Genomic DNA, 11,661 nt, shown 5'->3' on the forward strand with positions numbered 1-11,661 from the left:
TTCAGCCTAGTACGAAGTTCTGAGTTGAAAGGTTCCGTGCTGGCTCGTCCCTACGCGGGCTCCTGCTGGGTCATGCAGTGGAGCGCGCCGAGACCCCAGATGAAGTCGCCGCAGTGGATACCGACCGTGCGGCGGGTGGGGAAGTGGTCGGCGATGAGGTTGAGGGCAATGCGGTCGTTCGCGTCGTTGAAGGTGGGGACGAGGACGAGGTCGTTGGCGATGTAGAAGTTCGCGTAGCTGGCTGGGAGGCGCTCGCCGTCGAAGATGACCGGAGAAGGCATGGGTAGCTCGACGACGTTGTACGGCTGGCCGTTGGGCTGCCGGGCGGAGCGGAGGCGGTCGAGGTTTTCGGCCAGGGGAAGGTGGTTCTCGTCGGCGGTATTGTGCTCGGTGGCGAGCAGGATGGTGTCGGTTGAGACGAAGCGCGCGATGTCGTCGACGTGGCCGTGGGTGTCGTCGCCGGCGCAGCCGCGGTTGAGCCAGAGCACCTGGTCGATGCCGAGATAGTCGGAGAAAACCTGCTCGAGCTGTTCGCGGCTGACGCCCGGGTTGCGCTGCTGTACTTTGGAGAGCAGGCACTCTTCAGTGGTGAGCATGGCGCCGGCACCGTTGACGTCGATGGAGCCGCCTTCAAGGACGATGCGGTGTTCCGTCCCGTTGAGGTCGATGGTGGGCTGGAAGCTGCGAGTGTTCTGGAGAGTGCTGACGTGCTGCGGGATCTGATCGTCGTTGTGCCAGTTGGGGTACTTGGCCCAGGCATTGAACTTCCAGTCGGTGATGGCGAGGTCGCCTGCGGCGTTCTTGACGAAGATGGGGCCGCTGTCGCGGAGCCAGATGCGGTCGGTGCGCCAGTGGTGGAAGTGCAGGCGCGCAAGGTTGGCACTGGCGCGGGTGAGGATGCGGCGTGCGACCTTTTCCGCGCGTTCGTCGTTGACGAGGATGTTGACCTCTTCGACTTGCGAGAGGTGGCGGACGATCTCCGAGTAGACCCACGGGATGGGCTGGAACTTGCCGGGCCAGTCTTCGGCGTTGTGGGGCCAGGCGATCCAGGTGGAGGTGTGCGGTGCCCATTCGGCGGGCATGCGGTAGCCGAGGTTGCGGGGTGTTTCGGTCATTGCGTCTCTCTCAAAGCTTTCAGAACGGCGTCGTGCCAGTCGCCGATGACGGCCCTATCGGCTGGTTCGCCATTTCTGAGCATCTGTATCTCGCTAAGGACGGCACCGATCTCGGTTTGGGGCATCTTGCTCCAGATTTCATCGAGGTAGAAAAACATCGCGCGGAGTCCTTCGTGCTCGGTCAGACGGCGTTGCTCGCTCATGCGAGGAGGAACCTCTTGGTCACGCCTTCGTAGGCGTCGATGCGGCGGTCGCGGAGGAAGGGCCAGTGCTGGCGTGTGATCTCGACGAGCTTGCTGTCGATGTCGGCGTAGAGGATTTCTTCCTTGTCGTGCGAGGCCTGCGCGATGATGCGGCCGAACGGGTCGGCGATGAAGGAGCCGCCCCAGAACTCGAGGCCTGCGCCCTCGGGGCCGTGCAGCAGTTCGCCGTTGACGATTACGTCGCCCTGCTCGTGACCGACGCGATTGACCGCGCAGACCCAGACACCGTTGCTGATGGCATGGGCGCGCTGCGTGGTGCGCCAGGCGTCGTACTGGGCTTCGCCGAACTCGGCCTTTTCGCTGGGGTGCCAGCCGATTGCGGTGGGGAAGAAGAGGGTCTCGGCGCCTTTGAGCGCGGTGACGCGGGCGCCCTCGGGGTACCACTGGTCCCAGCAGACGAGCGTGCCGATGTTGCCCGCGGAAGAGGCGAGCGCTTTAAAGCCGAGGTCGCCGGGGGTGAAGTAGAACTTCTCGTAGTAGAGCGGGTCGTCGGGAATGTGCATCTTGCGATACACGTCGGCGATGCTGCCGTCCTTCTCAAGCGTGACCGCGGTGTTGTGGTAGAGGCCGGGGGCGCGGCGCTCAAACAGCGAGGCGATGATAACGATGCCATGCTCTTTAGCGACCTGCGACAGACGGTCGGTCGAGGGGCCGGGAATGGACTCCGCGATGCCGAACAGCGCGTGATCCTCGCGCTGGCAGAAGTATTGAGCGCGGAAGAGCTCCGGCAGGCAGACGAGGTTCGCGCCGGCGTTTGCGGCTTCCGTGACGCGCGCGACCGCCTTATCGAGATTCTTTTCTGTGTCAGCTTCGCAGCTCATCTGGATGAGGGCGACGCGGGTGGTTTTCATTGCTTCAGCCTTTCTGCACGCGGACGATTGAGCGCCTGCCATTGGATGCTGTGCTGCCTGGGAGGAATGCAGGTCCTTCGCTGCGCTCAGGATGACACTGTGACGAGCAACGGCGTGTGAACAGGCCGCCTATCGCAAGACGTCGCGGATATCGGCGGCGAGCTGGTCGACGCGGGCGAGTTCGGTGTCCCAGGCGAACATGAAGCGCGCGCCGCCGCCTATGAAGGTGTAGAAGCGCCAGCCGCGTTCGCGCAGGGCGGTCAGCTTGTCCTCGGGCGCGAGCAGGAAGACGGCGTTGGCTTCGGTGGGGAACATGAGCTGCACGCCCGGGATGTCGGCGATCTGGGTGCGCAGGTGCTGTGCGCAGTCGTTGGCGTGCTTGGCGTTGCGCTGCCAGGTAGTGTCAGCCAGCATGCCCAGCCAGGGCGCGCTCAGGAAGCGCATTTTGCTGGCGAGCTGGCCTGCCTGCTTGCAGCGATAGTCGAAGTCCTGGGCGAGTTTGCTGTCGAAGAAGATGACGGCTTCGCCGATGGCCATGCCGTTCTTGGTACCGCCGCAGCAGAGGACTTCGACGCCGGACTTCCAGGTCATCTCCGCAGGGGTGCAGTTGAGCGAGACGAGGGCGTTGAAGAAGCGTGCGCCGTCCATGTGCAGGTGGAGGCCGAGGTCGCGGCTGGTGTCAGCGAGGGCGCGGATCTCGTCGCGCTGGTAGACGCGACCGGTTTCCGTGCTCTGCGTGATGGTGACGACTTTGGGCTTTGGGAAATGGATGTCGGTGCGTGAGGTGGCGAGGGCGCGGACAGCGGCGGGGGTGAGCTTGCCGTCCGTCGAGGGCGCGGTGAGCAGCTTGGAGCCGTTGGAGAAGAACTCCGGCGCGCCGCACTCGTCGGTTTCCACGTGTGCGCTTTGCGTGCAGATGACCGAGTGGTAGCTCTGGCAGAGGGACGCGAGTGCGAGCGAGTTGGCGGCAGTGCCGTTGAAGACGAAAAAGACTTCGCAGTCGGTTTCGAAGAACTCGCGGAAGCGATCGGCGGCGCGGGCGGTCCAGGCATCGTCACCGTAGGCGGTGGCGTGGCCGGCGTTGGCTTCGGCCATTGCGGCCCAGACCTCGGGGCATACGCCGGCGTAATTGTCACTGGCGAACTGTTGCTGGTGTTGTCTGCTTGTGCTCATCCGTTCCGCTGTGTGCCTTTTCTAGACTGCGCTTGCCGCAAAGACGCCTTGGCTGGCTAGTTCCAGCAGGCGATGATCTCGTGTGAGCAGAGTCATCCCATGCACCCGGCATGATGCGGCCAGCGCACGATCGATCGGGTCCTTGTGGAAGTTCCTGGGTAGCTGCGTCGCTTCGATGGCGACATCATGATCGAAGGCAGCAGTCATTACACCCGTTGTTCGAATACTTTCGTACATCCAGACGCGAACAGGTCTGTCAAAGGCGAGACCGCCATCCTCGCCTTTACGAGACAGCTCCCAAACCGAAAGGGGGGAAAGAAAGAGGGAACGGGATGCTGCCATTGCCCTGCAGAGAGCGACCGTATCCAAGTTGAGCTGTATGCCGAGGGAGAGCCAGAGCCATGTGTGCGAGTCGAGCAGAAACTTCAATACAGATCTCCCCACTCCTCTGGCGGTAGCGGCGCCATGACATCACCGATGATTTGAACTGTTCCAGCCATGCAGCCGTAAATATCGGGCTTAGCCTCTGTCTGGAATGGAACGAGCCTGGCGACGGGCTTTCCTCGCTTGGTGATGATGTACTCGCCGGTTTCGCCTACCGTGGCGATCATGCGAAGCAGGTGCGCCTTGGCGTCTGCGGCCGCGATTTGCGCCGGAAGTCTTTTGTGCGTACCGGAGAGCGACTTAGATTTTGTTTTGGCGGGACTGACGGCCATCATGGTCACCTCGGTATGACTACTTGAGTTTAGCACTCCAATCCGCAAGAAAACGCACCCGCCGTGGCGGGTGCGTTGCTCACATCCAAGCCGATTAGTCCTTGTCTTCGTCGTCGAAGATGAGGATGGCGGCGGCGATGGTGGTGGTCCACAGACCCTTCTTGTCGCCGACGGCGCTTTGCGTTACGTTGGCGGTGCGAACGATCTTGTTAGAGATGCGGTAGATTTCCTTCTTCTCGTCCCAGCTCGTGTCCGGATCGAACTCGACGTCGAGGGTGGTGGCGAGCATTTCGGCGGCGAGCTCTTCGGCGTAGTCGCCGGCCTGCTCCTCGGTCTCGCCGAAGCTGTGGTGCTCCGACAGGTAGCCGTAGGTGTTGCGGTCCGTCGGGATGGCGACGCCGATGGAGCTGACCACAAGGCGGTGCGGCTCGCGGGTGCTGTTTTCTGCCACGACGGCAAAGACGACCTCACCGGGGTTCAGGTACTTCAAACCCTCTTTGCGGGTGATCATCTTGCACTTTGGCGGGAAGATGGAGGACACGCGCACGAGGTTCTGTGCCGCAATGCCGGCGTCGCGCAGTGCCATTTCGAACGATGTGAGCCGTTCCTTGTGCCGTCCGACGCCCTTGGTGAAAAACAGGCGCTTGGGAACCATATTCATGCCCAACTTGGTAGCTCCTCGGGTGGGTTGCTCAGGCCAGTGCCTGGCGATGGGAGCCGCTGGAAGCCTTGGTCGCTCATGCGGCAGATGGTGGTTGTCTGCAGGCTTTACTGCGTCGAAGGCGGATGGTTTTGCACGCCAGCGCAGGCTCTCTGCGATGAGTGCCTTGCCCAGGCACCCGGTAAAAAGTATCACAATCGGCAGCGCGGGACGATGAATGCGCTTGCAAATGCGGGGCAGGAGACGAGGTCTGGAGAGCAGAGAAGCTCTGCTATCGTGAAATCAGCAGATTTCACCGGTCTGCAACCGTTCTGCAGTTTGCGATCACCCATCTCAGCCGGCACGCGCACGGGCGCGGCGTCGCATTTCACAGAGGAGCTGTCATGTCTGGTACGTACCGCGATTTCCTGGAACTTTCCTATGAAGAGCTGGAAGAGAAAAACCTCAGCATCAAGGAAGAACGCAAGCAGCGCACCGATGCAGGCAAGCTGCAGGAAGCGCGACTGAAGGATCTGACCGACACCAAGGGTGTGAAGGCGGTCACCGTCCTGTTCAGCGACCTGGAAGGCCGGCTGCACATGCTGGACTACGACAAGAAGTTCCTGGTGAACAGCTTCGACAACCTGACGTTCGACGGATCGTCGATCCGCGGCTTTACGGCGCAGAAAGAGTCGGACCTGCGACTGGGACTGGACTGGGGATCGTTCTACTGGGCTCCGGCGGATGTGTTCGGATCCGGCAAGGCGCTGGTGTTCGGCGAAGTGATCGACAAGGACGGCAAGCCCTATGCGGCCGACCTGCGCGGCATGCTGAAGCAGTTTGCCAATGAGCAGTACAAGCAGAACGGCTACACGCTGAACGCGGCGAACGAGATCGAGGGTTTCCTGTTCGACGGCGTGGACGCGGAGCGGTCCTTTGCCAAGACGGGTGCCTTTGAGTACGTGAACGCGGGCGGCTACTACCACTCGCTGCCGGGCGATCCGCTGCGCGAGTTCATCGACACGGCGGCCGAAGTGCAGCGCGCGATGGGCTTTGAGAACGAGAAGGACCACCCGGAAGTGGCGCCGTCGCAGTTCGAGATCAACTACACCTATGGCGAGGTGGTTTCGGCGGCCGACCAGATCCAGCTGTACAAGCTGATCTGTCGCCAGATTGCGACGCAGATGGGCATGACGGCGAGCTTCCTGCCCAAGCCGGTGACCGGCGTAAACGGCAGCGGCATGCACACCAACGTTTCCATCACCAAGGACAAGAAGAACCTGTTCTGGGATGCGAACGGGCAGGAGAAGATTTCGCCGATGGCGTGGGACTTCATCGACAAGATCCTGACCGCCGGCAACGACCTGTGCCTCCTGTTGAACGCCAGCGTGAACGCTTACCGGCGTCTGGATCCGCATTTCGAGGCACCGAACCAGATCAAGGCTTCGGCGACCGATCGCGGCTCGATGATCCGTATTCCGATCGGCAACGAGAAGTCAGCTCGTGTTGAAGTGCGCTCGGTAGGACCGGATGCGAACCCGTACGCGGTGCTGCTGTCGGTGTTCAAGACCGGCCTCGAGGGTGAAATCGGGAAGATCGAGAACCTGCGCCAGGCGGAGCGCTACCTGCCGGACAACATCTACACGGCCATCGAGAACTTCCGCGGTTCGGCGTGGGCGGGCAAGCTGCTGGGCGAAGACGTGAAGGGCCGGTACGCCGACCTGAAGCAGGCTTCGGCAGATCGCTGCGCGCGCTTGCTGGGAACTATTGTGAAGGCGCCCGAGGTGCAGTTCCACCACGACGTGTACAACCAGTTGCTGTGGGGCCAGTTCTAGTCGGTCCGACAACGGATGGATCAGAGCGGGAGAGGCGATTGCCTCTCCCGCTTTGCTTTCGTTAGCGTCGCGCGATGCCGAGTGGAACGGTGAAGGCGACGCCTGCGCCGAAGCGAAGGTTGCGCTGCCGGCTGTTTGCGCCGTTGGGCAGATTCGTCTGCAGCAGATCGAGCTGGATGGGGCGAAGCTCGACGGTGTGCGTGAGGCGGAACGCGTAGCCACCGCCGATGGCGTAAGCAAATGCGGTTGCGGTGTCAGTGGCGTCGTTGCCGCGGCGGAAGTCGGCATCGAAGCCCCGCACGGCACCGAAGATGCCCTGTGCGAAGACGCTGTGACGGAGACCGAATTGCGCCGTGTAGCGCGGACCGGCGAGCAGCGTTACGGTGCTGAGCTGACGGCTGGTGCCCGGGACAACGTTGGCGTGGTTGCCGGCTGCCTCAAGCACGGCGCTCAGGCGGGAGGTGAACGGCAGTGCAGCGTCCAGCGCTGCGCCCTGAAGCAGGAAGCATCCGCAACTGCCCGGTGGCGAGTTCGCCCGCGTGGCGGAGTAGCGGAGGCTCACAAGGACGTGTGCGGGTTCGTTGTTTGCGGTCGCTTGGGCCTGAGCGCGGGAGCTTGCGCCCATGATGGTGGCGGCAATGGCGCAGATCGTCAGCATGATGCGGCGCGGTGGCCACGCGGAGGAGCGAGTAGCTATGGCTGGACCTCCACGGTGAAGGATGCGGTGTGGGTGAGGGTGCCGCCGGTGACGCCTGTGCACGTGGCCGTGACGGTGACGGGGTAAGTGGCGGTGGCGCTCTGAGCGGTCACGCTCTGACCACCAAGGTAGCCGCCGCCACATCCTTGGAGAGCCAATGGGAGAACGGCGAGTGCGACGAGCAGCAGAGCGGAAGCGCGGCGTCGAGCCGGTAAAAAGAGCAGAAATGGAGCGAGCAGGACTAGGCGCAGGGCAGAGGACGGTTGCGCCTGCGAGAGGCTCACGGGCAGCTTGAACGCGATGTTCACGGGCACTGGATCGCTGGCGAGGGTGATTGGGATTGGTGTGACGTTGATTGCGGTACCGGGTGGGAGGCCGTCGACGGTGATGGTGACGACGCGATTGAGGACGCCGTTGCTGGGTTGGAGTGTGAGCGAAAGCGCGCCGGGGTTGCCGCTGTGCAGGATCAGCGGGGCGGTGTTGGAAGCGGTTGCGGTGAAGTCCGGTGCGAGCGTGATGGTCAATGCTGAGGCGGCGGAGGTGCTGGGCAGGTAGAGCGCGTCGCCGCTGTAGCGGGCGCTGAGCGTGTGCGCGCCGGTGGCGAGCGCGGCCGTGGTGAGGGTGGCCTGCGCGGATGGATTGAGCGGGCTCGTGCCGAGCACCGTGGTGCCGTCGAGGAAGGTTACGTTGCCCGTTGCCGCTGTGGTGCTGCTGCCCAGAACGGCGGCCGTTATGGCGAGCGGCACGCCAGCGTAGTTCAACGTGCCGCTGGTTTGCAGCGAGACGCTCGATGCGAGCTGGGTTCCGGTGCGCAGGCCGTTGCCGAGCAGCGTGACGCGCTGGGGCGGGCCGTTGGCGATGTTCACCTCGAGGACGGTGCTCACGGCCCCGATGGTGCTGGGGGTGAAGAGCAGGTCGAGCTGGCAGTTGGCGTTGGCTGCGAGTTGGAAGGGCGCGCTGCCGCAGGTGGAGGTAGCGGCCGTGGTGAAGGGCGCGGGCAGGCCGATGGAGGTGACCGAGAGAGCGGTCGTGCCGGCGTTGCGGAGGACTACCGATCGCGGCAGGCTGGCGGTCGCAACTACCGTGTCTGCAAATGCGAGCCGGGGAAGGGAGACCTGCAGCAGTTGGCTGTGATCGCGGTCGAGGACGGCGATCTGGCCGGGTGCGGCAGAGGTGTTGGTCCCCAGCACGGAGGCGGTTGCGCCGAACGCGGTAGCGATGGGTGCCAGTGCCGGGTTGGGCGCGCCCTGCTCGCCGGAGCCGAGGACTGAACCGGCGCCGGAGCTGCTGATCTGAGCGACGCGGAAGTTGCCGGTGTCCGCGATCAGGGTGTCGCCGAAGCTGTTTGTGCCGGTGCCGCTGGGCCTGCGTAGCGAGACCGAGGCGGTGTTGAGGGTGTGCAGCGTGCCGTCGGTCTGCAGGATGAGGATGCGGTTGCTGCCGCGGTCTGTGATGAGCACGGAGCCGTCTGCGCGCACCGTGACGGCGACGGGCAGGTTGAGGTGCGTCGAGGTGGCAGGCGCGCCGTCGATGGCATCGCCCTGGGTTCCATCTCCCGCGACCGTGCTAATGGTGCCGTCGGCGCCGAGATGACGGATGCAGTGATTGCCGGCGTCCGCGATGTAGAGGTCGCCGGCCAGGCCGGCGGCGACGCCGAGCGGTCCGTTCAGTTGCGCTGCCGTGGCTGCGGCACCGTCGCCACTGTAGCCGCGAGTGCCGGTGCCGGCAATGGTGTGGATGTTGCCGGCGGCGTCGACACGGCGCAGGCGATGGTTGTGCGTGTCGACGATCACGAGAGTGCCGTCGGTGAGGACGGCGACGCCACCGGGGCTGTCGAGCTGCGCCTGGGTGGCGGGACCTTCGTCGCCTGCAAAGCCCTGCACGCCTGTTCCCGCGATGGTCGAGATGGTGCCGTCGGCGGCTGCGATGCGGCGGATGCGGTGGTTGCGCGTGTCGGCGAGAAAGATGTTTCCTTGCGCGTCGCGAGCCATGGCGGAGGGAGCCGCGAGCTGTGCGGCAGAGGCAGAGTTGCCGTCGCCGCCGTAGCCTGCTGAGCCCGTGCCGGCGGCGACCGTGGTGGTCGGCGACGGCGTGAGAACGAGCACGGCGTCTTGCGCGCGGATGCACGGGAGGGACAGCGCCAGGAGGCTCGCGGCGAGGGTGAGACAGAGGCAGCGCATGGAGCGTGCGCACAGGTGGGAGAAGGTCGAGGACGGCGGCACACCTCGTTGGGTGGCCGTCACGCGGCGCGCCGTTCTGCTAGGCAGTATAGCGGTCTAACGGTGCAAGTCGAGCCGTGCGGGGCGACTCAGGCGAAGAGAAACTCCTTGGTACGCAGCTCCTTGATGGCGTCGCGAAGCTTTGCGGCGCGCTCGAACTCGAACTTCTTCGCGGCTTCGCGCATCTCGGCTTCCATGCCGGCAATGTGCTTGTCGAGTTCCTGCTGCGAGGCGAACTCGGGCACGCTGCTGTCGATTGAGACATCGGCGTAGTCGGCCTCTGCGATGCCGACGAGAGCCTCGCCGATGGGCCGGGCGACGGACTGCGGAACGATGCCGTGCTCGTCGTTGTAGGCCTGCTGGATCTCGCGACGGCGCGAGGTTTCGTCGAGCGCGCGACGCATGGAGTCGGTCATGTTGTCGGCGTAGAGGATGGCGCGGCCCTCCACGTGACGGGCGGCGCGGCCGATGGTCTGGATAAGCGAGCCCCGCGAGCGCAGGAAACCTTCCTTGTCGGCGTCGAGGATCGCGACGAGCGAGACCTCGGGCAGATCGAGACCTTCGCGGAGCAGATTGATGCCGATGAGGACGTCGTACTCGCCGCGGCGAAGATCGCGGAGGAGCTTGACGCGCTCGAGGGTCTCGATTTCGGAGTGCATATAGCGGCACTTCACGCCGACCTCGGTGTAGTAGCCGGAGAGGTCTTCTGCCATGCGCTTGGTGAGCGTGGTGACGAGTACGCGCTCGTTGCGGGCGACGCGGTCGCGGATTTCAGCAAGCAGATCGTCGATCTGGCCCTTGATGGGGCGGATTTCGACCGGCGGATCGATGAGGCCGGTGGGACGGATGATCTGCTCGACCACGACGCCAGCGGACTTGGTGAGCTCGTAAGGTCCGGGCGTGGCGGAGACGTAGACGATCTGGCCGGTGCGCTGCTCAAACTCCTCGAAGCGCAGAGGGCGGTTGTCCATGGCGGAGGGCAGACGGAAGCCGTAGTCGACGAGGTTGCCCTTGCGATTGCGATCGCCATGCCACATGCCGTGAAGTTGCGGGACGGTGACGTGGGATTCGTCGATGAAGAGAAGGAAGTCGCGCGGAAAGTAATCGAAGAGGGTTGGCGGAGCTTCGCCGGGAAGACGGCCACTAAAGTGGCGCGAGTAATTCTCGATGCCGTGGCAGTAGCCGACCGACTTGATCATTTCCAGATCGAAGCGGGTGCGCTGGTGAATGCGCTGTGCCTCGACCATGCGGCCCTCTTTTTCGAGCTGCGCTTCCCACTCCGTGAGCTCGTGCACGATGGAGTCGATGGCGCTCATCTTGCGCTCGGGCTGCACGACGTAGTGGCTCTTGGGGTAGATGGGTAGGCGCGCGTACTTCTGCTTGACGGTGCCAAAGAGCGGGTCGATCTGGGCGAGGGAGTCGATCTCGTCGCCGAAGAGCTCGATGCGATAGGCATTCTCGTCGTAGGTGGGAAAGACCTCGACGACGTCGCCACGGACGCGGAAGGTGCCGCGGCGGAAGTCTCCATCGTTGCGCTCGTAGAGGATTTCGACGAGGCGTCGTGTGATGTCTTCACGCTTGAGCTTCTGACCCTTCTCGAGCAGCATGAGCATGCCGTAGTACGCCTCCGGCGAGCCGAGGCCGTAGATGCACGAAACCGAGGAGACGATGATGCAGTCGCGGCGTTCGAAGAGCGAGCGCGTGGCCGAGAGCCGCAGCTTGTCGAGCTCTTCGTTGATGGTGGCTTCCTTCTCGATGTAGAGGTCGCCGGCGGGAATGTAGGCTTCGGGCTGGTAGTAGTCGTAGTAGCTGACGAAGTATTCGACCGCGTTCTTGGGGAAGAACTGTTTGAACTCGTGGTAGAGCTGGGCGGCGAGCGTCTTGTTGTGCGCGAGCACGAGCGCGGGGCGGTTCGCGGCCTGGATGACCTTGGCCATGGTGAAGGTCTTGCCGGAGCCGGTGACGCCGAGCAGGACCTGATGCTTCTCGCCTTCTTCCAGGCCGGCGGTGAGTTCTGCAATGGCGCGCGGCTGATCGCCCTGCGGCTTGTAGTCGGTCGCGAGCTGAAAATCCATGATGCTAGTTTACCTTTTCTTCGCCTGCGAGATGGTGCGGCCGAGCCGTTCGTTGACTGTGAGCGGGCACGAGCGCG

11 protein-coding genes are annotated in these 11,661 nt (G+C 63.8%); 1 reads left to right on the forward strand and 10 read right to left on the reverse strand.

From position 1 onward, the window contains the following. Positions 1-50: 50 nt before the first annotated feature. The 7 genes from OHL12_RS03100 to OHL12_RS03130 form a co-directional block, all read right to left on the reverse strand. Positions 51-1,115 (reverse strand): agmatine deiminase family protein, encoded by a 1,065-nt coding sequence (locus OHL12_RS03100; RefSeq protein ID WP_263412375.1) that lies wholly within the window; start codon positions 1,113-1,115, stop codon positions 51-53. Next, entirely contained in the window at positions 1,112-1,318 is a 207-nt protein-coding gene (locus tag OHL12_RS03105; protein WP_263412376.1) for a hypothetical protein, read from the reverse strand. The genes OHL12_RS03100 and OHL12_RS03105 overlap by 4 nt, the downstream gene beginning before the upstream one ends. Then, the gene (locus OHL12_RS03110) at positions 1,315-2,229 is read right to left on the reverse strand and encodes a carbon-nitrogen hydrolase (protein WP_263412377.1); all 915 of its coding nucleotides are present in this window, start codon (positions 2,227-2,229) and stop codon (positions 1,315-1,317) included. The genes OHL12_RS03105 and OHL12_RS03110 overlap by 4 nt, the downstream gene beginning before the upstream one ends. A gap of 129 nt (positions 2,230-2,358) precedes the next feature. Then, entirely contained in the window at positions 2,359-3,402 is a 1,044-nt protein-coding gene (locus OHL12_RS03115) for a threonine aldolase family protein (RefSeq protein WP_263412378.1), read from the reverse strand. Between the two features lie 21 nt (positions 3,403-3,423). Next, entirely contained in the window at positions 3,424-3,831 is a 408-nt protein-coding gene (locus OHL12_RS03120) for a type II toxin-antitoxin system VapC family toxin (RefSeq protein WP_263412379.1), read from the reverse strand. Next, entirely contained in the window at positions 3,828-4,121 is a 294-nt protein-coding gene (locus tag OHL12_RS03125) for a type II toxin-antitoxin system Phd/YefM family antitoxin (RefSeq protein WP_263415057.1), read from the reverse strand. Before OHL12_RS03125 ends, OHL12_RS03120 begins: the two co-directional genes overlap by 4 nt. A 91-nt stretch (positions 4,122-4,212) precedes the next feature. After that, positions 4,213-4,779 (reverse strand): pyruvoyl-dependent arginine decarboxylase, encoded by a 567-nt coding sequence (locus OHL12_RS03130; RefSeq protein ID WP_263412380.1) that lies wholly within the window; start codon positions 4,777-4,779, stop codon positions 4,213-4,215. Between the two features lie 383 nt (positions 4,780-5,162). Here OHL12_RS03130 and OHL12_RS03135 point away from each other — a divergent pair, with 383 nt between their 5' ends. Further along, a complete protein-coding gene (locus OHL12_RS03135; protein WP_263412381.1) occupies positions 5,163-6,593 on the forward strand; it encodes a glutamine synthetase family protein in 1,431 nt (476 codons plus the stop codon). 61 nt (positions 6,594-6,654) lie between these two features. Here OHL12_RS03135 and OHL12_RS03140 read toward each other — a convergent pair whose 3' ends face one another. From OHL12_RS03140 to uvrB, 3 genes are all read right to left on the reverse strand, one after another. Beyond that, a complete protein-coding gene (locus tag OHL12_RS03140) occupies positions 6,655-7,251 on the reverse strand; it encodes a hypothetical protein (RefSeq protein WP_263412382.1) in 597 nt (198 codons plus the stop codon). Between the two features lie 35 nt (positions 7,252-7,286). Continuing rightward, entirely contained in the window at positions 7,287-9,533 is a 2,247-nt protein-coding gene (locus OHL12_RS03145; RefSeq protein ID WP_263412383.1) for an Ig-like domain repeat protein, read from the reverse strand. 65 nt (positions 9,534-9,598) lie between these two features. Next, positions 9,599-11,584 (reverse strand): excinuclease ABC subunit UvrB, encoded by a 1,986-nt coding sequence (gene uvrB, locus OHL12_RS03150; protein WP_263412384.1) that lies wholly within the window; start codon positions 11,582-11,584, stop codon positions 9,599-9,601. Between the last annotated feature and the right edge of the window lie 77 nt (positions 11,585-11,661).

The sequence above is a fragment of the Terriglobus aquaticus genome, from assembly GCF_025685415.1.
In the GTDB taxonomy this organism is placed as follows: domain Bacteria; phylum Acidobacteriota; class Terriglobia; order Terriglobales; family Acidobacteriaceae; genus Terriglobus; species Terriglobus aquaticus.